The organism is Nesterenkonia muleiensis, from assembly GCF_003600155.1.
Taxonomy (GTDB): Bacteria; Actinomycetota; Actinomycetes; order Actinomycetales; family Micrococcaceae; genus Nesterenkonia; species Nesterenkonia muleiensis.
Genome location: NZ_QWLD01000040.1, coordinates 288571 through 313668 on the forward strand (window position 1 = coordinate 288571; position 25098 = coordinate 313668).

General features: G+C 64.2%; 20 protein-coding genes. 15 read left to right on the forward strand and 5 right to left on the reverse strand.

The window, feature by feature from the left end:
* Positions 1-12 precede the first annotated feature (12 nt).
* Genes DVO78_RS12520 through tatC form a run of 5 tightly spaced genes read left to right on the forward strand, consistent with a single transcriptional unit; the run spans position 13 to position 4713 of the window.
* Positions 13-1242 (forward strand): FKBP-type peptidyl-prolyl cis-trans isomerase, encoded by a 1230-nt coding sequence (locus tag DVO78_RS12520; protein WP_120005211.1) that lies wholly within the window; start codon positions 13-15, stop codon positions 1240-1242.
* A 1-nt stretch (position 1243) separates the two neighbouring features.
* Complete coding sequence (locus tag DVO78_RS12525; protein ID WP_120005212.1) at positions 1244-1648, forward strand: FKBP-type peptidyl-prolyl cis-trans isomerase; 405 nt, start codon at positions 1244-1246, stop codon at positions 1646-1648.
* Between the two features lie 12 nt (positions 1649-1660).
* Positions 1661-3604, forward strand: a complete 1944-nt coding sequence (locus DVO78_RS12530) for a helix-turn-helix transcriptional regulator (RefSeq protein WP_120005213.1) — start codon at positions 1661-1663, stop codon at positions 3602-3604.
* Between the two features lie 52 nt (positions 3605-3656).
* Entirely contained in the window at positions 3657-3911 is a 255-nt protein-coding gene (tatA, locus tag DVO78_RS12535) for a twin-arginine translocase TatA/TatE family subunit (RefSeq protein ID WP_120005214.1), read from the forward strand.
* Positions 3874-4713, forward strand: coding sequence for a twin-arginine translocase subunit TatC (tatC, locus tag DVO78_RS12540; RefSeq protein ID WP_120005215.1), 840 nt, complete (start codon positions 3874-3876; stop codon positions 4711-4713). Before tatA ends, tatC begins: the two co-directional genes overlap by 38 nt.
* On the opposite strand, the gene DVO78_RS12545 is transcribed toward tatC, so the two are convergent.
* Genes DVO78_RS12545 through DVO78_RS12555 form a run of 3 tightly spaced genes read right to left on the reverse strand, consistent with a single transcriptional unit; the run spans position 4691 to position 8162 of the window.
* Entirely contained in the window at positions 4691-5545 is an 855-nt protein-coding gene (locus DVO78_RS12545) for a transglutaminase family protein (RefSeq protein ID WP_120005216.1), read from the reverse strand. The genes tatC and DVO78_RS12545 overlap by 23 nt on opposite strands.
* Positions 5542-6471 (reverse strand): alpha-E domain-containing protein, encoded by a 930-nt coding sequence (locus tag DVO78_RS12550; protein WP_120005217.1) that lies wholly within the window; start codon positions 6469-6471, stop codon positions 5542-5544. The genes DVO78_RS12545 and DVO78_RS12550 overlap by 4 nt, the downstream gene beginning before the upstream one ends.
* A complete protein-coding gene (locus tag DVO78_RS12555) occupies positions 6471-8162 on the reverse strand; it encodes a circularly permuted type 2 ATP-grasp protein (protein WP_120005218.1) in 1692 nt (563 codons plus the stop codon). Before DVO78_RS12555 ends, DVO78_RS12550 begins: the two co-directional genes overlap by 1 nt.
* A 38-nt stretch (positions 8163-8200) precedes the next feature.
* Between DVO78_RS12555 and pepN the strand changes: the two genes are divergently transcribed.
* Positions 8201-10852, forward strand: a complete 2652-nt coding sequence (gene pepN, locus DVO78_RS12560; protein WP_120005219.1) for an aminopeptidase N — start codon at positions 8201-8203, stop codon at positions 10850-10852.
* Between the two features lie 81 nt (positions 10853-10933).
* Here the strand turns inward: pepN and DVO78_RS12565 are convergent, their stop codons facing one another.
* Entirely contained in the window at positions 10934-13012 is a 2079-nt protein-coding gene (locus tag DVO78_RS12565) for an acyl-CoA dehydrogenase family protein (RefSeq protein ID WP_120005220.1), read from the reverse strand.
* A gap of 140 nt (positions 13013-13152) precedes the next feature.
* On the opposite strand from DVO78_RS12565, the gene DVO78_RS12570 reads away from it, so the two are divergent.
* The 6 genes from DVO78_RS12570 to DVO78_RS12595 all read left to right on the forward strand — a co-directional run bounded on the left by DVO78_RS12570 (position 13153) and on the right by DVO78_RS12595 (position 20982).
* Positions 13153-14478, forward strand: coding sequence for an acetyl-CoA C-acetyltransferase (locus DVO78_RS12570; RefSeq protein ID WP_238385286.1), 1326 nt, complete (start codon positions 13153-13155; stop codon positions 14476-14478).
* Positions 14479-14486: 8 nt separating this feature from the next.
* Positions 14487-15845, forward strand: coding sequence for a 3-oxoacyl-ACP reductase (locus DVO78_RS12575; RefSeq protein ID WP_120005221.1), 1359 nt, complete (start codon positions 14487-14489; stop codon positions 15843-15845).
* 7 nt (positions 15846-15852) lie between these two features.
* The gene (locus DVO78_RS12580; RefSeq protein ID WP_120005222.1) at positions 15853-16770 is read left to right on the forward strand and encodes a MaoC/PaaZ C-terminal domain-containing protein; all 918 of its coding nucleotides are present in this window, start codon (positions 15853-15855) and stop codon (positions 16768-16770) included.
* Complete coding sequence (locus DVO78_RS12585; protein WP_120005223.1) at positions 16767-17663, forward strand: amidohydrolase family protein; 897 nt, start codon at positions 16767-16769, stop codon at positions 17661-17663. The genes DVO78_RS12580 and DVO78_RS12585 overlap by 4 nt, the downstream gene beginning before the upstream one ends.
* Positions 17660-19654: a 1-deoxy-D-xylulose-5-phosphate synthase gene (gene dxs / locus DVO78_RS12590; RefSeq protein WP_120005224.1), complete on the forward strand. Its 1995-nt coding sequence runs from the start codon at positions 17660-17662 to the stop codon at positions 19652-19654. The genes DVO78_RS12585 and dxs overlap by 4 nt, the downstream gene beginning before the upstream one ends.
* Positions 19655-19776: 122 nt before the next feature.
* Positions 19777-20982, forward strand: coding sequence for an MFS transporter (locus tag DVO78_RS12595; RefSeq protein WP_120005225.1), 1206 nt, complete (start codon positions 19777-19779; stop codon positions 20980-20982).
* A gap of 12 nt (positions 20983-20994) precedes the next feature.
* Here the strand turns inward: DVO78_RS12595 and DVO78_RS17595 are convergent, their stop codons facing one another.
* Positions 20995-21867, reverse strand: coding sequence for a sensor histidine kinase (locus DVO78_RS17595; protein ID WP_338016583.1), 873 nt, complete (start codon positions 21865-21867; stop codon positions 20995-20997).
* Positions 21868-22461: 594 nt separating this feature from the next.
* Between DVO78_RS17595 and DVO78_RS12610 the strand changes: the two genes are divergently transcribed.
* From DVO78_RS12610 to DVO78_RS12620, 3 genes are read left to right on the forward strand one after another with little or no spacing between them, the layout of a single operon-like run.
* Positions 22462-23151 (forward strand): response regulator transcription factor, encoded by a 690-nt coding sequence (locus DVO78_RS12610; RefSeq protein WP_120005228.1) that lies wholly within the window; start codon positions 22462-22464, stop codon positions 23149-23151.
* A complete protein-coding gene (locus DVO78_RS12615; RefSeq protein WP_120005229.1) occupies positions 23148-24425 on the forward strand; it encodes a peptidoglycan-binding domain-containing protein in 1278 nt (425 codons plus the stop codon). The genes DVO78_RS12610 and DVO78_RS12615 overlap by 4 nt, the downstream gene beginning before the upstream one ends.
* Positions 24426-24449: 24 nt before the next feature.
* Positions 24450-25088: an ABC transporter ATP-binding protein gene (locus DVO78_RS12620; RefSeq protein ID WP_238385301.1), complete on the forward strand. Its 639-nt coding sequence runs from the start codon at positions 24450-24452 to the stop codon at positions 25086-25088.
* Positions 25089-25098: the final 10 nt, after the last annotated feature.

A 25098-nucleotide genomic window follows, 5' to 3' on the forward strand; every position in this document is an offset into this window, starting at 1 on the left:
AGAGTTCCCTCGATGCACATTCACCGCGCTGCCAAAGCCCCGCTGGCCCTGTCCGCCACCGCCGTCCTTCTGCTCACCGCCTGCAACGGCGACGAAGGCCTCGGCGATTCCGGAGCGCTCTCCGGGGTCGAGGTCAACCACAGCTCAGAGGGAGAAGCCCCCGAGGTCGTCATCTACGACCCGATCGAGGCCGATGAGAACTCCTCCTACGTGGTGACCCAGGGCGAGGGCGAGCAGGTCGGCTCCGACATGCTGGTTGACTATCACATGACTGCGGTGAACCCCGATGACGGAGCAGTGCAGCAGCACAGCTACGATGAGATGCTCCCTCAAACACTGCCAGTACCACTGTTGCTGCAATCAGACAATGACCTAGACCGTTTCGTGGGCGAGGCTGTCTCAGGCGAAGGGGCCACTGTCGGATCAGATGTGCTGCTGTACATGGTCGCAGATGAAGACATCGGAATGACCGAGCCGATCCTCTGGAATGTCGAGATACTCGACCAGTACCTGATTTATGCCGATGGGCAGGAGCAGGAGCAGTCCGGGGATCTGCCCCAGGTCGACTCCGAAACTGGCACTGCGCCCGAGCTCGGTGAGTACGACGCCGAGGCAGAGCCGCCCAGCGAGCTCACCAGTGAGGTGCTGATCGCCGGTGACGGCGCTGAAGTGGCCGACGATGATCACGTCATCGCCCAGTACCGCGGTTGGCGCTGGGAGGACGGGGAGATTTTCGACCAGTCCTGGGGCGAAGATGGCGAGCCCGGGGCACCCTTCGACTTCTCGCTCACCGGTGGTGTGATCGAAGGCTGGCTGGAGGGCATCCCCGGCCACAACGTGGGCGACCGCCTCCTGCTGGTCATTCCCGAAGACCAGGCCTACGGTGAAGCGGTCAACGACGACGGCACCACTGAGACTGGTGGTCCGGGCGGCACCCTGATCTTCGCCATCGACATCCTGCGCACCATCGACAGCGAAACCATGGAGGAGCTCCAGGCCGCCCAGCAGGAGGCCCAGCAGCCTGAGATGGGTGAGATGCCCGAGGTTGACGAGGAAGAGGTCGCCGAACTGGCCGAGGAGCTCGGCGTCGGCGAGGATGAGATTGCCCAGTTTCTGATGATGGGCATCTCCCCGGACGAGCTGCGTGAGATGTTCCAGGGCGCGGAAGACGGCGCTGAGGATGAGGCTGACTCCGAGGAAGACCCGGACAGCGACGATGACACCGACGACGAGGATGAATGACATGTCTTTCGGACAGCGAAGCTACGACCGCGGCCGCCCAGAGGTCGACTTTCCGGGAGAGACTCCGCCGGAGGAACTGGTGATCGAGGAGATCATCCCCGGGTCCGGACCGGAGGTGGCCCCCGGTGACGCCATCTCCTGCCACTATGTCGGTGTCTCCTGGTCCACCGGCGAGGAGTTCGACGCCTCCTGGAACCGCGGAGCGCCGCTGGACTTCACCGCAGGCATCGGCCAGGTCATCCAGGGCTGGGACCAAGGGCTGATCGGCATGAAGGAAGGTGCCCGCCGGCGTCTGGAGATTCCCCCGCATCTGGCCTACGGCGAAGCCGGGGCCGGTGGCGCCATCGGGCCCCATGAGACCCTCATCTTCGTGGTGGACTTGGTGAAGGTCAACAAGACCGACTGATCGCTGAGGCCTATGCAGCATCACGAGGGGGATACCGATCAGCAGCCGCGGCAGACTGCAGCGGCTGAGGACGGTGTGGTGCGGGCACTCTCCATGGCCAACGCCCTGCTGAACCATCCAGGTGGGCTGAGCCGGGAGCAGATCTTCGACAAGGTTGAGCTCTACCGTGCCCGTCGCGATGAGCGGGACCGGCTCACCGGGGTTCAGCGGAAACGGGCCGACGCGGCTCTGGAGAAGCTCTTCGGCCATGACAAAGCGCACCTGCGCAGCTGCGGCATCGCACTGAGCGAACCCAGCTCTGAGGACGACTACCGGTACCGGATCGACAGGCGCCAGTACGGACTGCCGGACCTTCAGCTCACCGCTGACGAGCATATGGCCCTCCACCGCGCCCAGCTGCTGTTCGCCCATCACCACATCGCCGGACTGCAGCACGCACTGTGGGCCATCAACCCCGACTACCAGGATGTCGTCTCCCCCCTGGCCCCCCGAGCCCTGCAGGCATCCATCGGCTCGGAGGCGGAGCTCTCCCATCTGATCGACGTCGCCACCATCGGCACTCGCATCCCGGTGACCTTCCGCTACACCGGAAGAGGCCGGTCCGGGGCTGAGACCAGGCGTGTGGTTCCGCTGGCCACTGGCGCCCAGGGCCACTGGTATCTCATCGCCCATGACCTGGACCGGGACCAGCAGCGGCTTTTCCGCCTGGACCGGGTGACTGGTTCGATCACGGCGCTGCCGGCGGCCACACTGACCGAGGCGGAGGCTGAGGTGGTGGGACAGATTGCTTCTGAGAGGCTCTACGCGCAGCTGGATGTGTCTGCGGTCCTGGAGCCGACTGAGCGACAGTTCGCGGAGCGGGAGCTGCTCTGCGGCGCCCTGCGTGCGCACCAGGGACCGGCTCCGCAGACGCTGCCCAAGCTCACAGATCCACCCGGCGGGCTGCGGAAGGATGACGCGGCGGCCAAAACCGAACGTGTGGTCAATATGATAGCCCTGCTGCTGGCCGGCGGGGGAGTCCGACCCAGCCAGTTGCTGGTGAAGTATGCGATCACTGAGGAGCAGCTGCTGCGTGATCTGCTCAGCATCAGCCTGGTCAACACCCACGGGTTCCCAGACACCCTCGATGTACAGCCCTTCCCTCCGCTGAACGATGAGCAGTTCGTCTCCGAGTACCTCACCGCCGATGAGCCGATTGTGCTGCACCCCGGCAGCGGAGTCCTGGACAAGCCGGTCTCGCTGACCAAACCCGGGGCGCTGAGCCTGATGATCGCGCTGAAAGCTCTCATCGAGGTCTGCCCTGCGGCTGATGAGCATATTGCCCGGGCTGCGGAGAACCTTCAGCAGAAGATTCTAGGTATTGTGCCGAGGTCCATCGCGCAGGCGGCTATGTCCATGTCCTTGTCCCGCGCCTCTGCCGACGGGCCCCTTCTGCAGACTGCCGGCGAGGCCATGGACGCGGGATATGCGTTGGATCTGGAGTATGCCGATGCGTCCGGGCGGTATAGCAGCAGGACCATCGAGCCGGTCCAGATCGTCTACGACGGCCCGCATACCTATCTGCGTGCCTGGTGCCGTCACGCCGAGGGGGAGCGGTTCTTCCGCCTCAGCCGGATCCTGCGCATGACCGCGCTGCCGCAGGCGGCCCAGGGTGCCGAGGCCGCTGCCCTTGATCTCAGCCAGAGTCCCCGGCCCCAGGTGCCGGTGACCGCTGAGTCAGTGCCGGTGGTGCTGCGATTCGCACCCTGTGCCGCCGCCCAGGCCGTCATGTACAGCCCGGTCAAGCAGCACACCGACAAACAGACCGGGACGCGGACCATCTCCACGCATTTCGCCACTCAGGAGGCCGCCGTGCGGGTGTGCCTGGAGGCAGGGGGAGACATCGAGGTCATCCGTCCTGCGGAGCTTCGTGAGGAAGTACGACGCCGTGCCGAAGATGCGCTGGCGCCGTCGTGAAGCATCCAGGGGAGTCCATTAGACTTGACCGGAAGAGGAAAGGAACCTGTTCATGAACATTTCCGGCTGGCAGTGGCTGATTCTGCTGCTCATTGTCCTGCTGCTCTTCGGCGCCACCCGCCTGCCTAAGCTTGCTCGTTCGATGGGGGAGTCTGCGAGGATCTTCAGGTCCGAGGTCAGGACTACGCAGGAGGAAGATCAGGAGGCCGGCGACGACGCCTCCGCCGAGCCTTCTGCCGTAGAGGGCAAGGTCATCGACCCTACGGCCGATGTGCACAAGAGTCGCGGACGCCGCGACCACTCCTGAGGTGCCCGGGTCCAAACGCGCCAAGCGCGATGCCGAGGGGCGGATGCCGCTGCGGGAGCATCTTCGCGAACTGCGACGCAGGCTGCTGGTCTCCGGTGCCGGGATCGTGCTGGGGGCAGTGGCCGGGTTCTTCCTCTACGACTGGCTCTTCGCCTCCTTGGCCGAACCGGTGCTGGAGTTCGGATCAGGTGACGAGACCAGACTGACGGCGATCGCATTCAACGCGGTGGGGCAGCCACTGGACATGCTGATCCGGCTCTCACTGTTCGTGGGCCTGGTGATATCCTCTCCGGTCTGGCTCTACCAGATCTGGGCCTTCATCATGCCGGGGCTGAAGAAGAAGGAAAAGCGGTACGCGATCGCCTTCATCGCCGTCAGCGTTCCGCTGTTCCTGGCCGGGATCGCGATGGCCTATACACTGCTGCCGCGGGCCATCGAGTTCTTCTTCCAACTCAACCCTGAGGGCACTGCCAACGTCATCGACCCCAGCATCTACTTCACTTTTGTGCTCCATCTGTTCTTAGCCTGCGGGATCGCTATGGTGATCCCGGTGATTCTGGTGGGCATCAACATGATGGGGATCATCAGTGGCCGCCAGATCCTCAACTCCTGGCGCGGGGTGGTGATGCTGATCGCGGTGATGTCCGCTCTGGCGGCCCCCGGAGGTGAGGCGGTCACCATGTTCTTCATCATGATTCCGCTGACCCTGCTCTTCGCGGTGGCGATAGGGCTCTGCCTGCTCAACGACAGGCGGCGTGAGAAGCGGGAGCGGGAGACCCTCAGGCCTGGCGCGTCAGCCTGACATCCACGTTCAGGACGGTCTCCGGGGTGCCGCCGGAGAGGATCCCCTTGAACGGGGTCACATCGGCGTAGTCCCTGCCGCGGGTCACCAGAATGTGATGATCACCGGCGGGCTGATGATTGGTGGGGTCCCAGGAGTGCCAGCGGCCGTCCCACCATTCCAGCCAGGCATGGGACTGTCCCGCTACCTCGGTGCCGATGGCAGTCTCCGGGTCCGGATGGATGTACCCGGAGACATAGCGGGCGGGAATTCCCAAGGTGCGCAGCGCTCCGATGGCCACATGGGAGAGGTCCTGGCAGACGCCTTTGCGTTCGGCGAAGGACGCCTCGGCGTTGTAGTGCACTCCAGTGGTGCCAGGCTGGTACTCCATCTGCTCGCGCAGCCAGGCGAAGAGGGCCAGGGCCGTCTGGTTCGGGGTGTTCCCGGCGGAGATCTCCGCAGCGGCATCAGTGAGCTCCTGACCCGGTACAGAGAGCTTGGACTGGGGCAGATAGTCGCTGAACTCCTCGAGGTTCTCAGCAAGCGCGAGCTGATCCCAGTCCAGCAGGTCCTCCGGGGCATGCTGCTTCTCAGCGCGGTGGACCTCCACCAAGGCCTGTGCCGTGACCGTCAGGGTCTCGTGCCAGGAGTGCAGGTCGAAGGTGTGCACTTTGGTTCCCCAGTAGTCCCGGTAGTGCGAGAGTGTGGTGGCGTAGGGCGAGATCTTCAGATCCGTCTCCAGCACCACCTGGGCGGCATCGGTCTGCGGGGTCATCCGCGCCTCGTTGTAGGAGACCGACACCGGTGCTCCGTACTGGTAGTCGGTGGTGTGAACCACGTGCAACCGCGTCATATGTGCTCTCCCGTCCACGCATGCTCGGACGCCTGCGCGAAGTACTTGGTCGTGATGGCATCAGAGGCCCCGGCACACGCTGCCTGCACCCGCTCCAGGTGCTCAGCCAACTCACCGATCAGATCCTCAGAGTGGTGGTACTCCAGGAACGTGCGCGCCTGACCCACCAGGCGCCTGGCGCTGTCCATCTTGCCGGTGCGGCTGTATTCGGGGTCCAGGGCGATCAGTGACTGCTCCACCTGGCGCAGGGCCGAGACCACTGATCGCGGGAAGAGCTGATCCAGCAGCAGGAACTCCACGGCGTAGGCGTCGCCGAACGCCGCCCGGCGGCTGCGCAGGAAAGACTCATAGGCCCCGGCGCAGCGCAGCATATTGGCCCAGGAGAGCCGGAAGGCCTCCTCATCTCCGGTGGCGAGCATGCGCGCAGTCATATCTGCACGCTCCAGCGCACGGCCCAGGGCCAGGAACTGCCAGGTGTCGTCTCGGCTCATCGTGGAGTCGGCCATGCCCTGCACGGTGGCGGTGCGTTCGATCACCCAGGTGCAGAAGCGGTAGGTGCCCACCACATCCTGTCGGTGGCTGGTGAGCCCGTTCCAGGTGGCGTTGAGCGATTCCCACACCGGTGCGGACACCGTCTCCCGGGCGCGCCTGGCGTTCTCCCGGGCCGCGGAGAGCGAGCCGGCGATCGAGTTGGGCTGCTGGAGGTCGAAGGCCATCCGGGTGACCAGATGCTGCAGTCCAGTGGGCGAGTCCTCGCTGGGCTCCACGCCCATGACCGCCAGCAGGTTGGCCGAGACCGTGCGCTGCTCGGGCAGCGGGAGCTGGTTGAGCCGCTCAAGGTGGACATCCAGGATGCGGGCTGTGCCGTCGGCGCGCTCCACGTACCTGCCGATCCAGAACAGCGACTCAGCAATCCGGCTCAGCATCAGACGCCTCCTTCCTGCGGGGCCGCCGCGGCTTCAGGTGCGATGGTCGGCGTGAGCCGGCCGCGAGGCGAGCGCTGCATGTGCGCACCGTCGGAACCAGCTTGGTTCTGCTGCTGCTGCTGCTCGTCGAAGGCGTCTGCCGGATTCGCATCGGTGTGGAACGCCGAGGGCCAGACCCGTTGAGACGACTGGCTGCGGCGTCGGGTGCTCCAGGGCACAGCAGTGGAGACCGCCGTGCCTGCGGCGCCGTCCTGGTCGACCACCCAGGTGTCCTTGGAGCCGCCTCCCTGGGAGGAGTTGACCACCAGGGAACCCTCGGTGAGTGCCACGCGGGTCAGGCCCCCGGGCAGCACCCAGACGTCCTCACCGTCGTTGATCGCGAACGGACGCAGGTCCACATGCCTCGGGCCGAAGGTGTCCTCGGCCAGTGTGGGGACTGTGGAGAGCTGCAGCACCGGCTGGGCGATCCAGCCGCGCGGGTCGGCCATCACCTTCTTGCGCAGAGCCTCCAGCTCTCCGGGCGTGGCGGCAGGGCCGATGACCAGTCCCTTGCCCCCGGAGCCGTCCACCGGCTTGACCACCAGCTCCTCCAGCCGGTCCATCACCTCTTCCCGGGCCTCGGCCTCTTCCAGGCGGTAGGTGTCCACATTTTCGATGATGGGATCCTCGCCCAGGTAGTAGCGGATGATGTCCGGCACATAGGTGTAGACCAGCTTGTCGTCGGCCACACCGTTGCCCACTGCGTTGGCGATGGTGACATTGCCTGCCCGGGCGGCGTTGACGATTCCTGGGATCCCGAGCATGGAGTCGGCTCGGAACTGCAGGGGGTCCAGGAAATCGTCGTCGAGGCGCTTGTAGATGACATCCACCCGCTGCTCGCCCTCGGTGGTGCGCATATACACCCGGTTGCCGCGGCAGACCAGGTCTCGGCCCTCCACCAGCTCCACCCCCATCATCCCGGCCAGCAGAGTGTGCTCGAAGTAGGCGGAGTTGTACACCCCGGGAGTCAGCACCACCACAGTGGGGTCATCGACGCCCTCAGGAGCTGTGCGGCGCAGAGCCGAGAGAAGCCGTCGGGGATACTCCTCCACCGGCCGGATGGCCGCCCCGGAGAAGGCTTCAGGCAGCCCTTTGGCGATCGCCCGGCGGTTCTCCAGCACATAGGAGACTCCGGAGGGCACCCGGACATTGTCCTCCAGTACCCGGAAGGTGCCGGTGTCGTCCCTCACCAGATCGATCCCGGAGATATGCACCCGGACTCCGCCGGGGGTCTTGAAGCCGTGCACCTCACGGTGGAAATGCGCGCTGGAGGTGATCAGTGAGCGCGGCACGACGCCGTCGCGGACGATCTCCATCCGGTCGTAGACGTCGTTGAGGAACATCTCCAGGGCAGTGACCCGCTGGGCCACCCCGGCCGAGATGCTGTTCCACTCCTGACCGGGAATGATCCGCGGCACGATGTCCAGCGGCCAGGCCCGTTCCTCCCCGGCGAAGTCGAAGGTCACACCGCGGTCCAGAAACGTCCGTGCCATCGTCTCGGCCCGGGCGGAGACGTCGGGGCTGGTCAACGACTGCAGCACATCGTTGACTCCGGAGTAGTCGGGCCGCAGCGTGCCGTCGGGGGAGAACATCTCGTCGAAGGCGGTGGAGCGTTCCATGGCCTTCGGGTACTCAGCGAAGAGATCCTTCATGTTCCTACTGTTCTGTCCGGGTCTGTTTGAATACCACTATGTCAGAAACTGAGAATCTCAGCCGGGACCAGGCAGTGTTTCGCTCCTCGAACATCAGCGTCTCCTCCTACACCGTCCACGTGGACCTCTCTGCCGCCGCCGATGACGGGGCCACCAGCTACCCGGTCAGCACCCGTGTGGAGCTGACTTTCAGCCCGGGCCGCTCTGCCGCCGCTGCAGGCGCTGACGGAAGTGTGCCATTCCTGGATTACATAGGTGTTTCGGTGCAGTCGCTGCGCATCAACGGCAGGGACTGCGATGCTGCGGCGGCCGCCGGCCGTGCCGGAATACGGCTTCCTGACCTGGTGGAGGGAACCAATGTGGTGGAGATCGATTCGGTCTCCAGATTCTCCCGCTCCGGCGAGGGCCTGCACCGGTTCGCCGATCCCAGTGACGGGCAGGTCTACCTCTACACCCAGTACGAGCCGGCTGACTGCCGTCGGGTCTTCCCGGTCTTCGACCAGCCTGACCTCAAAGCCCGGTTCCGGTTCTCCATCACCGGGCCCGAGGACTGGCAGCTGAGGTCGAACGGCCGGGAGGTCTCTCGCGAGCTGGCCGGGGACGGACTGGTGCGGGTCAGCTTCGCCGAGACCGAGATCATCAGCTCCTACATCACCGCGCTGGCGGCCGGTCCCTACCACGTGGTCACCGACAGCTGGCGAGGCTCGGGTCATGAAGGGGAGCCCTTCGAGATCGACCTGGCGGTGCTCTGCCGGGCCTCCCTGGCCGAACACTTGGATGCTGGGGAGATTCTCAAGATCACCAAGCAAGGTCTGGACTTCTTCCACCAGGAGTTCGACTACCCCTACCCCTGGGGCCGAGGTTCAGGGGGAAACGGGAAGTATGACCAGATCTTCGTCCCGGAGTACAACCTCGGTGCCATGGAGAACCCCGGTTTGGTGACCTTCACCGAATCCTATGTGTTCGACACTGCGGCCACTGAGTCCCAGCATGAGACCCGGGCCAACACCATCCTGCATGAGATGGCCCATATGTGGTTCGGCGACCTGGTGACCATGGAGTGGTGGGACGATCTCTGGCTCAAAGAGTCCTTCGCAGACTTCATGGGCTCCTATGCGGTCGACGCCGCCACCGACTTCACCACCGGATGGATCGCCTTCGCCAACTCGCGGAAAGGCTGGGCCTATGTGCAGGACCAGCTGCCCACCACGCACCCGATTGTGGCGGATATTGCGGACCTGGAGGCAGCTGATCAGAACTTCGACGGCATCACCTACGCCAAGGGGGCCAGCGTGCTCAAGCAGCTGGCTGCCTATGCCGGGGCGGATGCTTTCCGGGAGTCGGCGCGCCGCTACTTCAAGCGCTTCGCTTATCGCAATGCCAGGCTTGCGGACTTCCTCAGTGTGCTGGAGGAGGTGACCGGCAAGGACATGCGGGCCTGGTCCCAGGCGTGGCTGCAGACCTCCGGCATCCCGGTGCTTAGCGCTCCCATCGATGACACCGGCGGGCTGCAGGTCCAGCAGTCCGGCACCGACCCGGCCACCGGGGAGCCGATCGCCCGGCCGCATGTGATCCGGGTCGGCCTCTTCACCCTGGATGGCACCGGCGCCCTGACCCGGGTCCAGTCGGTGCCGGTTGAACTTCCTGCCGACGCCGTGGGCGGGCTCACCCCGGTGCCGGGGCTGCAGCTGCCTGAACCGGGAATACCGCGGCTGATCCTGCCCAATGATGAGGACCTGACTTACGCCAAGCTGGTGCTGGACGCAGGGTCGGTGGAAGCGGTGCTGAGCCACCCGGTGGGCGATCCGCTGGCCCGGGCCACGGTGTGGGCTGCCGTCTGGTCCATGGTGCGCGACGGTGAGCTCTCCGCTGCCAGGTTTGTCCACGCGGTGCTGCAGCTGGGCCTGAGCATCCCCGAGTCCGCAGTGGTCCAGTCATTGCTGCGGCAGGCCAACCAGGCCTGTGAGCTCTACACCCCCGCAGCGCAGCGGGAGCAGCTGGAGACCGTCTTCGCCGCGGGACTGGCGGAGTTCGTGAGCGATGATGACAAGAGCGACGACGCTGTCCTTGCCGCCACCCGCACGCTGGCCACGCTCTCCCGCCGGCACGGCAGCCAGCTGGATTTCCTGGTTCAGATGCTGGAGACCGAGACCGACGAGCAGCTGCGCTGGCTGTTCTTGCAGGCCCTGGCCGCATACGGACGGGTCGGTGAGGCCGAGCTCGATGCCGAGCTTCAGAGCCGCACCACCGCCCGGGGTGAGATCGCCCACCGGCTCGCCGCGGCGGCACGGCCTGATCCGCAGGTCAAGAAGCAGGCTCTCCGGCAGGCTCTGACGGGTGTCGATGCTGAGGGAGCCGAGCTCTCCAACGATCACCTGACCGCCACGGTGGAGGGTTTCACTGCCGACCCGCAGGGACTGACCGTAAGGTGGACCGAGGACTACTTCGAAGCGCTCACCGAAGTCTGGGAGGGTATGACCCAGGGTCAGGCCACCCGGGTGGTCCGCGGACTCTTCCCCGGGTCACAGGACTTGGGCGCTGGGCAGCATCCGGATCAGCATCCGGTGGCCCAGCGCACGCGGCGCTGGCTGGAGGAGAACGCCGAAGCCCCGGGAGCACTGCGCCGGATCCTCATCGAAGAAGAGGATCAGCTGCTGCGCAGCCTCCGCGCCCAAGCCGCCACCGCCTAGGAATCACGTCAAGAAACTGCCGGAACTCCTGTCGACAAGGCTGCAGTTCCGGCGGTTTGTTGACACAACTTTTGAAGGAGACTACTGCCTCTTGGCCTTCCTCTGCTCGGCGCGCTTGCGGTCAAGCAGGGTCTTCTCCTCCACGGGTGCCTCGGAGGAGGCGCGCAGCTTCCGGTAGTGGGCGATCGCCTCATCCTGACGGGCTTGCTCCGCGCCGGAGGCCACCTCCATGCGCACATGCTCCGGCTCATAGCCGAAGGCATCCACAATGTCCTGAGCGTGCGGGCGCAGCCGGGCCACCAGCCGGTTGATGTAGGGAGTCAGGGTGCGCGCCCGCTGGGTGGAGATCCGGCCGTTGACCAGATACCAGTCCAGGCTCTCCTCAATAGTGGTCAGAGCGTAGAGATCGCGCAGCCAGGTGATCACCTCGCGGGTGCCTGCATTCTTGATGGTCTCCAGAGCGTCGGTGAATGCCTCCCAGAGCAGCAGATCGGCGTGGGCCTTGGCGGTGTTGATGATCTGGTACTGGTGGTCATTGAACACTGTGGCCTGCTTCTCAGCGGGCAGCTTGCCCACACTGCGCAGCTCACCGGCGACGTCGACCACCATCTGCCTGACCCGTGAGGCCAGCAGATCACGCTGCACCTCGGTCTGCTTGAACCAGTTCGCGCTGCGCCGCTCGTCACCGGTGTCGCTGACTCCCTGCAGCGCCCGCCGCAGCCCGAACCGGTGCATGACCGTGTCCCCGGCCTGGTTGGCCACATAGCTGGCCAACGCACCGACGTCGGCATTCTTGAACTCGGCGGCGTAGTCAGCCAGCAGCCGCTTGGCCACCAGTTGCAGCAGCACATTGTTGTCGCCTTCGAAGGTGACGTACACGTCCAGGTCTGCGTACAGCGATGCGAAACGGTTCTCCGAGATGAACCCGGCTCCGCCGCAAGCCTCGCGGGCCTCCTGGAGCGTGTCCAGGGCGTGCCAGGTGGCCACCGGCTTCACCGCGGCGGCCAGAGTCTCCAGCTCCTGACGGTTCTCATCGGAGTCATCGGTGCCGGAGAAGACGTCGTCGAGCTTGGCCAGCAGCTTCTCATGGGCAAAGCCGGCAGCCAGGGTCTTGGCCAGCCGGGGGAGCAGCCGGCGCTGGTGCAGCTGGTAGTCCATCAGGACCTCCTCCTCCGTGGAGGAGGTGGCGTTGAACTGACGGCGCTGATTGCCGTAGGTGACTGCGCCGATCAGTCCGAGCTTGGCGGCGGCCACTGCGGCGCCGGTGAGGGAGACTCGCCCCTGAACCAGGGTGCCGAGCATGGTGAAGAACCGTCGGCCGGGGGATTCGATCGAGGAGGTGTAGGTGCCGTCGGCGGCTACATCGCCGTAGCGGTTCAGCAGGTGGTGGCGCGGTATGCGCACCTGGTGGAAGTGCAGCCGGCCGTTGTCCACACCGTTGAGCCCGCCTTTGTGCCCGTCATCGCCGATGGTGATTCCGGGAAGGGCGTTCCCCTGCTCGTCACGGATCTCCAGGTAGAAGCAGTGCACCCCGTGGTTGACGCCTTGGGTGATCAGCTGGGCGAAGACCACTGCTGCAGTGGCGTGTAAGGCGGCATTGCCCAGATAACGCTTGGTGGCAGCCTCGAAGGGCGTATTGATCACGAACTCCTGGGCCTGCGGATCATAGGTGGCGGTGGTACCCAGGGAGGCCACATCGGAGCCGTGGCCGATCTCGGTCATCGCGTAGGCGCCAGGGACCGAGAGGTCCATGATCCCTGGCAGCCAGCGCTTCTGGTGCTCTGCGGAGCCCAGGTGCATCACCGCTGCGCCGAAGAGCCCCCACTGCACGCCGGATTTGATCTGCAGCGAGGGGTCGGCGGTGACCAGCTCTTCGAATGCGGCAATATTGGCGCCGTGGGCGGCGTCGCCGCCGAACTCCTCGGGAAAGGCGCGGTGGACAGCGCCGGCCTCTACTAAGGCATGGGCCTGTTTGAGGGTGCGTTCGCGGTGGTCCTCCTTGGTGAGGTTCTCGGTCTTGTGGAACTGCGGATCCTTCAGCACCTCCCGGGCCGTCCGCCGGGTCTCCGCCCAGCGGCCCAGCAGCACCTCTTCCAGGTGTGCCGTGTCCACCGCGGCCGTTTCGATGGCTCCGGTGCTGAGGTCGTCGTGGGTGCCCATGGTGAACTCCTGAAGTCGCTAGGCTGAAGGTGATGATCAACACAACTAGTCTAAGATACTGGCGAGTAACTTGGCCAGTCCGCGCATTCCTTACCCGCGGGGATGAAAGTGACGGCCAGCACAGGTAGGCTAAGATACTGATGAGTAATAACGCCCAGCCCTTCCAGGAGCAGACCATGGCAGAAACAGTGCGCGACGCCGTCATCATCGGCGGCAACCGAATCCCCTTCGCCCGTGCCCACGGTGCCTACGCCAAGGCGTCGAACCAGGACATGCTGACCTCGGCGCTCAACGGGCTGGTGGCGCGCTTCGGTCTGCAGGGCCAGCAGCTGGGCGCAGTGGCCGGCGGGGCGGTGATGAAGCATTCCAAGAACTTCAATCTGGTGCGCGAATCGGTGCTCGGCACCCCTCTGGACCCCAAGACTCCGGCCTATGACGTGCAGATGGCCTGCGCCACCGGGACCGAGGCCATCGGGTCGCTGGCCAATAAGATCAAGCTGGGCCAGATCGACTCTGCCATCGGCGGCGGCGTGGATTCGATCTCCGATGCTCCCATCGTGGTCACCGACGAACTGCGCTCAATCCTCATGGAAGCCAACCGTGCCAAGACCATGGGGCAGCGGCTGAAGGCGCTGGCCAAGATCCGTCCCGGACACCTGGCCCCCCAGGCACCAGACACCGGTGAGCCGCGCACCGGGCTGTCCATGGGTGAGCACATGGCCGTCACAGCCCACCAGTGGGAGATCAGCCGCCAGGAGCAGGACGAGCTGGCAGTGGCCTCCCACCAGAACCTCGCGGCCGCCTATGACGAGGGCTTCTTCGATGATCTGGTCACCCCGTTCAAGGGCCTGAGCCGGGACAACAACATGCGGGCCGATTCCAGCATCGAGAAGCTGGCCAAGCTCTCACCGGTCTTTGGCCGCGATCTGGGCGATGCCGCCACCATGACCGCGGCGAACTCCACGCCGTTGACCGACGGCGCCTCTGCGGTGCTGCTGGGATCCGAGGAGTGGGCCGATTCCCATGATCTGCCCAAGCTGGCGAACTTCGTGGACTACGAGCAGGGCGCGGTGGACTTCGTCGACGGCGCCGAGGGCCTGCTGATGGCTCCTGCCTACGCCGCAGCCCGGATGCTCAAGCGCAATGGGCTCACCTTCCAGGACTTCGAATACTTCGAGATCCACGAGGCCTTCGCCTCCACAGTGCTGGCCCAGATGAAGGCCTGGGAATCCGAGGAGTTCTGCAAGAACAAGCTGGGGCTGGATGCCCCACTGGGCAGCATCGACCGCAGCCGGCTCAATGTCACCGGCTCATCCCTGGCCGCAGGCCATCCCTTCGCGGCCACCGGCGGCCGGATCATCGCCGCACTGGCCAAGCTGCTGCACGGCAAGCCTGGAAAGCTGGGCTTCATCTCGGTCTGCGCGGCCGGAGGCCAGGGAATCACTGCGATCATCGAAGGACGGTGAGCCGCTCAATGGCCAAGGACTCCTACACAGACTTCGTCAACACCGGCTTCGGTAAGAAGATCACCAAGGCCCTGGGCCTTCCCCAGCCGGCCAGGCTGCGCCGTTACAGGCCTCAGGCCCCGGTGATCGAGGGACCGGTGGTGCTGCTGGGCTCCAGCGGCGTCACTGACGCCCTGGCCGACCGTCTGCTGGGGTGGGAGCTTGATGTCCGGCGCCATGTCGGGCCCAGGGAGAAGATCGCCGCGGTGATCGCTGTCTTTGACTCAGCCCACAGCCCGGCTGAGCTGAGCCAGACCGTGCTGGCTCTGGGTGGGCTGCTCAAGCAGCTCAGACCCTCCGGCCGGGTCATCACCCTCTTCCGCAGTCCCGACCAGACCGAGGATCCGGCAGCCCGGGCCGCGCGCAAGGGAGTCGAGGGCATCACCCGGTCCCTGGCGCATGAGCTGCGCGCAGGAGGCACCGCCAACGGACTGGTGCTGCAGGAGGACCTGGACCCGAGCGCACCCTCGGTGGCGGCGGCCCTGCGCTTTCTGCTCTCGGGCCGCTCGGCGTTCGTTTCAGGCCAGTTCATCACAGTGGACTCGGTCAACGGCATTCTGCCCGAAGACTGGGCCCTGCCCCTGGCGGGGCAGGTGGCAGTGGTCACCGGAGCCGCACGCGGCATCGGGGCGGCCATCGCCGGCACCCTGCACCGCGACGGTGCCCAGGTCATAGCGGTGGATATCCCGGATGCCGGGGAGCAGCTGGCCGCAGTGGCCAATGACGTCTCCGGCACCGCACTGCAGCTGGACATCACCGCCGACGATGCCGCCGAGCGCATCCTGACCCATGCTCAGCAGCACTACGGCCGGCTGGACATCGTGGTGCACAATGCCGGCATCACCCGGGACAAGCTGCTGGCCAATATGGACCCCTCCCGCTGGGACTCGGTGATCGCGGTGAACGTCGAATCCCAGCTGAGGATGAACCGGACCTTCCTGAACTCCGAACTGTTCAACCGGGCAGAGGACACCGTGGGACCGCGCATCGTCTCTCTGGCCTCCACCTCCGGCATCGCCGGCAACCGCGGTCAGACCAACTACGCCGCCTCCAAATCCGGAGTCATCGGCATGGTCTCGGCCTCCTCGGCCCAGCTGCAGGCCCGGCACGGGACCATCAACGCCGTCGCCCCTGGTTTCATCGAAACTGAGATGACCGCGAAGATCCCGTTTGCCACCCGTGAGGTGGCTCGCCGGCTGAACTCACTGAACCAGGGCGGTCTGCCGGAGGACGTGGCAGAGACCATCGCCTATCTGGCCTCGCCGGCGGCAGCCGGAACCTCCGGTCTGACCCTGCGGGTCTGCGGACAGAACCTGATAGGAGCGTGATCCAGCCATGACACCGGCCACACCCATCGAGCTGCCTGACCTCGGCAGCCTCTATCGGCGCGCAGCACTGGAGGCAGCCAGGTCAAAACTGTCTGCCAACGGAACCCTCAAGGCCCTGCCGAAGGCACCGGTGGTGGCTGCACATCCGGGCATCACCGAGGACCAGGCAGAGCAGTACCGCACACTCTTCGCCGGAGAGGCCTTCGACGGGGTCTACCGCAGCTCGCTCCCGTCCACGCTCATCCACATAGCCGGCTTCCCGGTGCAGATGGCCCTGATGTCCCAGGATGACTTCCCGCTGCCGCTGCTGGGAATGGTGCACCTGTCCAACGAGGTTCACCACCACAAGCCCATCGCGGTGGGCACACCGCTGCAGATGCTGGCCCGAGCGCAGAACCTCGCCCCGCACCGGCGGGGCACCCAGACCGAGCTGGTGATCGAGGTCTATCCCGGTGATGCGGCGGTGGACACCGCGGGGGCGGACCAGCTTCTGTACTCCAGCATCTCCACCTACCTGGGCATGGGCACCTACCTGTTCAGCGAGGATGAGGCCGCTTCCCCCCAGCGCGAGGAGTTCGTCCCACCGCAAAAGACCGGGCTGTGGACCCTGGGCGCCGACGCCGGACGGCAGTACGCCGCGGTCTCCGGTGACTACAACCCCATCCACCTGACCGGGCTGACGGCCAAGTTGCTGGGACAGAAGCAGGCGATCGTGCACGGCATGTACTCTGCGGCCCGGATGCTGGAGGGCCGCGAGCCGGAGACTGCCGGCCACCGTTGGAGCATCACTTTCGAAGCTCCGATCGCACTGCCCGGCAAGGTGGCCTTCGCCGCCGAGCACATCGATGAGAAGACTCAGCGCTTTGTCGGTTGGAACCCGCGGAAGCGGAGGCGGCACTTCACCGGGGAGCTCGTCCTGCCGTGAGCCTTCAGGCACCTGCGCAGGACAGCGACGTCGCTGGGCTGACCAGTGCTCTGGGCATCCCGGGGCTGGCGGATATCCACGTCCACTTCCTCCCGGAGAGAATGCTGGCCAAGGTCTGGGACTACTTCGACCGGGCGGAGGAACACTACGGCACCGCCTGGCCGGTCCGCTATAAATGGGACCAGGATCAGAGGTTAGACCATTTGCGCAGTATAGGGCTCAAGCGCATCCCCGCCTTGACCTATCCGCATAAGGCGGCCATGGCGGGGTGGCTCAACGAGTGGAATGCCGCCTTCGCCCAGGCTCAGCCCGATGTGATCCACTGCGGTACATTCTTCCCCGAACCGGAGGCCGGTGCCTATGTGGGCCATGCCCTGGACCGCGGCGCACAGCTGTTCAAGGCCCATGTGCAGGTGGGCGGATATGCGCCTACCGACATACTGCTTGACCCGGTCTGGGCACAGCTGCAGGAGGCCCAGACGCCGGTGGTGATCCACGCTGGCTCAGCGCCCCGACCCGGCAGATACACCGGAGTCCAACTGGTCCGGGAGGTGCTGGACCGGTATCCGCGGCTGACACTGGTCATCGCGCATATGGGAATGCCGGAGTATCACGAGTTCGCCGATCTCGCTGAGACTTTCGAGAACGTCTATCTGGACACCACCATGAACTTCACCGGCTTCACCGAAGCCGTCGCGCCGGCTCCGCAGGACTATCTGGTCCGGCTGGCCGGGCTGCGGGAGAAGATCATCCTCGGCTCGGACTTCCCGAACATCCCCTATCTGTACGCCGAACAGCTGCGGGCACTGGTGGACCTGGAGCTGGGCGAGGACTGGCTGCGCAGCGTGCTTTGGTACAACGGAACCCGGCTGCTCGGTAGAATATACCAATGAGCATTCTGCCTACGATCAGCTCACCGCAGGATCTGTCCAAGCTCAGCGAGGAACAGCTGGGCCGTCTGGCCGAAGAGATCCGGCAGTTCCTCATCAGCCATGTCTCCGCCACCGGCGGGCACTTAGGTCCCAACCTCGGCGTCGTCGAACTCACCCTGGCTGTTCACCGGGTCTTCGACTCTCCGCGGGACTCGGTCATCTTCGACACCGGCCACCAGTCCTATGTGCACAAGCTGCTCACTGGGCGTCAGGACTTCTCCACACTGCGCCAGCAGGGCGGTCTTGCCGGCTATCCGGATCGTTCGGAGTCGGTTCACGACATCGTGGAGTCCTCGCACGCCTCCAGCTCCCTGGCCTGGGCCGACGGAATCTCCCGGGCCCGTGCGCTGAAGGGTGAGGGCGACCGCTACGTGGTGCCCATCATCGGCGACGGCGCGCTGACCGGCGGAATGGCCTGGGAGGCGCTGAACAACATTGCCGCAGACAAGGACCGCCGAGCGGTGATCGTGGTCAATGACAACGGCCGTTCCTATGCGCCGACTGTGGGCGGCATCGCCAATCAGCTCTCCAAGCTCCGCCGTGGGGTCCTGGACAAAGTCCGCACCCATCCGTTCTACGAATCGGTGATGGACGGGACCAAGAACAAGCTTGTCAGCGGTGGAAGCATGAGTCAGATGGTCTACCGCAGCCTGCACGCGGCCAAGAAGGGTGCCAAGGATTTTTGGGCTCCTCAGGGGCTGTTCGAGGACCTGGGGATGAAGTACATCGGGCCGGTGGACGGCCATGACCTGCAGGCTTTGGAGGAGGCGCTGGGCGATGCGCGCAACTACGAGGGCCCGGTGATCGTCCATGCCATCACCGAGAAGGGCCGCGGCTACGCGCCCGCCCGCGCCGACGAGACCGATCAGTTCCACGCAGTAGGAGTGATCGACCCGGAGACCGGCGACCCTGTCTCCCGCGGGTCCTCCCGCTCCTGGACCTCGGTGTTCGAGGAGGAGATCGCGGCGATCGCCGATGAGCGCGAAGACATCGTGGCGCTCACCGGCGCCATGATGATCCCGGTGGGATTGCGCACTATGGCCGCGAATCACCCTGAACGTGTGGTGGACGTGGGGATCGCCGAGCAGCATGCGGTAGCCTCGGCCGCTGGGCTGGCTTACGGTGGGCTGCATCCGGTCGTCGCCCTCTACGCCACCTTCCTCAACCGGGCCTTCGACCAGGTGCTGATGGATGTGGCCCTGCACAAGGCGGGAGTGACCTTCGTGCTCGACCGTGCTGGAGTGACCGGTCCTGACGGTCCCAGCCACCACGGTATGTGGGACCTTTCACTGCTGCAGATGGTGCCGGGGCTGCGTATTGCCGCGCCGCGGGACTCCACCCGGCTGCGCGAGGAACTGCGTGAGGCGGTCACCGTAGAGGACGCCCCCACAGTGGTGCGGTTCTCCAAAGGATCGGTCAACGATGAGCTCGACGCCGTGGAGCGGCTGGCCGACGGTGTGGATCTGCTCTACACCAGCAGCGAGAAAGACAGCGACGGCTCCTACACCAATGACGTGATGGTGGTCTCGGTCGGAGCGATGGGGGAGCTGTCCCTGGATGTGGCCCGCCGTCTGGAGGATCAGGGCATCACCGCCACAGTGGTGGACCCCCGGTGGGTGCTGCCGGTTCCGGAGTCGGTCACCGCCCTGGCAGCCAGGCACCGGATTGTGGTGTGCATCGAGGATGGTGTGAAGGCCGGTGGCGTGGGCTCCCGGATTCGGCAGGTCATGCGTGAGGCCGGCGTGGACACTGCGCTGAACGAGGTCGGACTTCCGGTGGAGTTCCTCGGTCATGGCACCCGCAGCCAGGTGCTGGAGCGGGTGGGTCTGACCTCCACGCAGATCGCCCAGGACACCGTGGCCCAGGTGCTGGGCACCAAGGTGCCCTTCGCCCGTCGACTGCCCGGCGAGGACCTGCCCACCGGAGAGATCCCGGTCTTCCGCGGTCGGTAGAGAGCGGCAATGCTGCTTATAAGCAGCATTCAATGGAGCGCTCCTGACACAGCTTGGGTCTTAAGACTGTCCGGCTAAGGCTGGGCCGCACTGCAGTTGAGACCGGGAGATAGTGTGTCCAGGTGAACGACTACCGAAAGATCTGGACGGGCAGTGCGGCCTCGAACCTTGCTGACGGGGTGACTTTCGTGGCGCTGCCGCTGCTGGCGGCCACGATGACGGACGAACCGCTCAAGATTGCGGCGCTGTCGGTCGCGTACACGGTGCCGCGGCTGCTCTCGGTCCTGGGCATCGGCGTCGTCGTTGATCGATTCGATCGCCGCAAGCTGCTCTACTGGGCGAATTTCTCCCGCAGCGCGCTCTTCGCTGGACTAACCGCGCTTGTTCTCACTGAGACCGCAACCCTCATCGCCCTCTACGTGGTGTACGCCGTCATGGGGGTGGTCGAAACGCTCTCAGACAGCACCGCAGTGGCGGTCCTCCCGCAGGCTGTGCACTCCTCGCAGCTCGACCGCGCGAATTCGCAGATCACTGGAACCCAGGTAGTCGTAGACGAGTTTCTGGGGCCTCCTCTGGGAGGTTTCCTCTTCGCGCTGGCGGCGTTCGTCCCATCGTTGCTGAACGTGTGTGCATTCGTCCTGGCGGCGCTGGCCTTCTTCAGTCTGCGCGGCACCTACACTGTTCCCGCACACTGCGACCCTGGTTCGCGCCCGTCGTTTGTGCAGCAGGTCAGGGAAGGAATTGCCTGGGCTTGGTCGAATGCCATCGTGCGGACGCTCATCCTGATCGGAGGTCTGGCGAGCATCGGCTATATGATCCCGTTCTCGTACTTGGTTCTCTATGCAGGCGATGTGCTCGGGCTGGGGCCCACAGGTTACGGTCTGCTGCTGTCGGCGTCCGCTGTGGGTGGGGTGTTGGGCAGCCTGGTGGCTGCTCCGGTGCGACGGCGGATCGGCTATCGCTGGACGATCACGGCTGCACTGATCGTAGGAGCTGGATCCTTCGCCGCCATCGCAGTCGTTGAGAACGCCTGGGTCGTCGGCTTCCTTCTCGCCACGTATATCGGTCATGCTGTGGTGTGGAACATCATGGCGGTGTCCATCAGGCAGAAGGTCACTCCAGCGGCCATGATGGGACGTGTGGGATCGGTCAGCCGACTGATCGGAATTGGTGGTCTCGCGATCGGAGCCGGTCTGGGAGGGCTTCTGGCCACCTGGTTCGGCTACCAGACGCCCTTTGCCGTCGCCGCCGGATTCTTTGGTCTCTGCCTTGTGCTCATGGCCCTGGCCTCTGGGCACTTCACGCGATTCGAGCGCGATGTCGCCTGAGGCTCCGTCGCATCAGGTGGTGCGCATATTGGTGACATGCAGACGCCAGTGATCGGATCCGTCTGGGCCGACTGATACTTCAGCTCCGTAGGCTTCAGCGCGCTCTCTCAGGACTTCCAGCCCGATGCCGAGGGCGGGACTGTTTCGCTGCCGCTCTTGATTGATCTGGTTCAGAACACAGAGCTCTGCCCGGTCACCTTCCACCGCGAAACGAATGTGACAGGCGGGCTGACCATCTGCTGAGCGTGCTCCGTATTTGATGACGTTGGTCACTGCCTCCTTGAGAATGTGGTAAAACGCCACTTGCGCCGAAGGCCCCAGAGTGGTCGCGCCGGTGGTCGATTCCACCGTGGTGGGAATCCCTGAATTGCTGAGCTCATCTTCGAAGTGCTGCAGACTCTCCGGGATCGAGGGAAGCACCAGGTCATCGGTTTCAGGTATCGGCTTATTGTCCCGCAGCAGTGTCACCATTCGGCCAATCCGGTCAATAGTCAGAGTGGCTCTGTCAAGGACCGAATCCAGCTCTGTCACTACTTGTGGGTCACGCTGGTCCAGCTGCAGCCGCTGGGCCTTCATGACGATGACGGTGAGGTCACTCACTGCGTTGTCATGAAGTTCGCGAGCCAGAGATGAGCGTTGTTCCGCCAGGGAGCTTTCCGCTTGCGTGAGTTCTGATCGTGACCGGTCCCGATCCCTGCTGAGGCTACGCACCAGGCGTCCGATGGCATAAGCGAGCACTGTGAGACCGGTTACCACCATCGCGCCAAGAACCTGTACTTGAACATTTTCCAGGCCTGCGAACTGAGAGACGAGCCATGCAAGTGCAACTAAAGCGTAGACCTGTCTGACGGCCGGTCTGCCATAGGTGGCCAAGACGCCCACCATGATGAGGACGAAAAGTTCCTGATCGATGGAGACATAGCCGAGGAAGAGCCTCACGCCAGCAGCGGCAAGGAGCCCCGCCAATGCAGCCCACCCCGCTCCGATCCATAGGGCCCCGACTGTTAGGAGCCATAGTGAAGTACCCACATAAAACTGCAGGCTCAGGGGCTCATCGCTGAGGATTGGCTGGGTCACTACAGTGAATATCGCCCACCCTACTCCGAAGGAAAATAGTATCCACCGTAGGACGGGGCTTGGCTTGTCAGACTGTAGTTCTTGGCGGATTCTGTCCACATCAGCAGACTACAGGCAGTACTGTGTGAGGCCTGCGTCACACAATACTTGCCGCCACCAATAGGGTTCGATCAGAGGGTCAAGCAGAAATGCCTGTAGACCTCCAGTAGTGAGACCGGCAAGTCCAAGAACGTCGAATGCGAATTCCAACACCATGATGTGTCTCCCCTCAGAGTTGTCTTTCATTTTAATCATGGCCTGACCTCATGTGGTGTCGTCAATCTTTGACAGTTTCGGCGCATCTTTCTCAAAGACGGTTGGCCCGCGTTTAGGGTAATAACGAGCAGAGAAGAAGGACAGAGCATGATTCGCGCCGTTATTGTGGATGATCACCCACTGATCCGTGAGACTTTGCGCCAGTATGTGGAGACTTCTGCTGACATCGAGTGCGTCGGTGAGGCTGCCGATGGACAGGAAACGATCAGCCTGGCTTTGGAACTTGAGCCGGACGTGGTCCTGATGGATCTGAACCTCCCGGTCAAAGACGGAATCAGCGCGACCTACGATATTACCCGCTCTTCAACGGTTCGAGTCCTCGTGTTCTCCGCTCTGGAGACTGACCAGGACGTTCTGCGCGCCCTCCAAGCAGGTGCTCGGGGGTATATGACCAAGCGAGCCGCGGCCCACGACGTCCTCCATGCGATCCGGCTAGTGCACCAGGGAGACCTGCTCTTTGCCCCAGATATCGCAGAGCTGCTGCAGGTCAATCAGAGAAGCTCTCAAGGGGAGGTGAAGAGACTTCTTCAGCGTCTGGTGTCGACTCCGCGCCTCAGTGGGCGTGAGCTTAGCGTTCTTCAGGGGGTATGTCGGGGGCTGACGAATCAGGCGATAGCCGATGAGCTTGTCATTCAGCTGAGCACAGTCAATACCTACATCACGCGTCTGAACAAGAAACTGGGAACCCATACCAAAATCGATATGTATATCCAGGCAGTCAAGGAAGGCATCATTCCCTCGCCATTCGCCGAGAGACCGACGGAGCAACGTCTATGAGCGGTCGAACATCCCGTCACCAACGTCGGACCGTTTCTGTCATTGGTGTGCTCTGTGCTGTCATTCTGGCTGCGGTGGTTGGGTGGTGGGCCGCTGCAGTGACGCTGGGTGATGCTGGGGTGGAGGATGAGGGGACTCCTGGTGAGCAGGAGGTCTGGGCTGCTGCGTCTCATGAGTCGGTGGGTCGGTCGTTGAATCTCTCCACTACTGTTCGTCAGCCTTCTGAGCAGGTGGGGAGTAATAGGTTTCCTGGCATTGTCCGTGAGGTTCAGGATGGTCAGCTGGACAATGGCGAGTTGGTCTACCGGGTTGGCAGTGCTGCGGTGCGCGTGATCGAATCTGATGCGCCGTTCTGGCGCGACCTTGAGCAGGGAAACTCGGGTGAGGATGTTACTGCGGTTCAAGAGTTCTTGATTGAGACCGGCTACCTCCAAGAGGGTGAAGCTCACGGTGAGTTTGATCAGGTCACTGCGGCCGCTGTGGGGGATTGGCAGGAGGATCTTGGGGCTCAGCGGACGGGCACTGTGCCTTTGGGCGAGGTGGTGGCTGTGCCGCAGACTCCTGTGGTGATCCAGCTAGGGGAGAGTATCCGGGTTGGGGCTGAGCTTTCTGGTGGTGAGGAGTCTGTGCTGGCACCTACGGGGGAGCGTAGTTTTGTGTTGGTGTTGATGGATTCTCAGGCGCAGCAGGTGCCGATGGACGCTACCGTTGAGATCGCTTTCGATGACTACACCTGGGAGGCGGTCATCGAGTCGGTGTCTGAGGGTGATCCGGCCGCCGGTGGGGGAGTGGAATACCAGCTTACTGGCCCTGATGGTGGTGAGGTTTGTGGTGAGCACTGTGATGAGCTGCCGGCTGATGCGCAGTTGTCTCTGCGCTCCAGTGTGGTAGTGAGTCCTCCGGTGGAGGGTCCGGCGATTCCGGCGGCTGCTGTGCGCACAGCCGGGGACGGTGATACTTATGTGGAGACCCGTGACGGTGAGGTGCAGGTGGAGGTCCTGGGCTCTGGGCAGGGTGTGGCGATCATTGAGGGCGTCGATGAGGGCACGGAGGTGCGGGTCTTCAGCGACTCTGGCACCGGAACTGGTCAGCTAGAACAAGGGCCTGAATCTGATCCTGCAGCCCCTGACTCCGCTGAGCATGGTGAACCGGGGGAAGACTCTGGTGACAGTAGTGAACCTAGCGAAGATGATGAGGGCGATCCCGGGCATGAGAAGCTAGGTGATGTCCCAGACGGTCCTGAGGACAGTGCAGACGAGAGCAATGAGGGCTGAGTGGTGCTGGCGCTTGAGGATATGATGTTCCGCTACCGTCGTGGGGAAGAGGAGCTGTTCGGCGGGCTCTCTTATGTTTTTGAACCGGGTAGGGTCACCGCTGTGACTGGGGCATCGGGGTGTGGTAAGTCGACTTTGTTGTATGTGCTGGGGTTGATACTGAGCCCGATACACGGAACCGTGACCCTAGCTGGCGAGAACGTGTCGGCTGCAGTTGATGCCGAACGCTCCCGCATCCGTGCTGAGTCGATCGGGTTCGTCTTCCAGGATTCTGCTTTGGATTCCACCCGCACGATTCTGGATTCGGTAATTGAACCAGCGCTATATGCTGGGTGGAGGCAGAATGTTGCCCAGGATAAAGGGCGTGGGCTGTTGGACCGGATGGGTGTGGGGCATCGGGCTGATCACCGGCCCGGTGAGATCTCCGGAGGCCAGGCGCAGCGGGTGGCGGTCTGCCGGTCTCTGGTCACCGATCCGGTGGTGGTGCTGGCTGATGAGCCTACCGGGAACTTGGACCAGGCCAATGCTGAAGGGGTGTTGGCTGCTTTGTCTGAGGCTGCTGGGTCCGGCGGCACAGAATCTGGGGGTGGTGGGCGCACGGTGGTGATCGCGACTCATGATCCGTTCGTGATTGATGTCGCCGATGAGGTGCTCCCGCTGTGAGGATGTCACC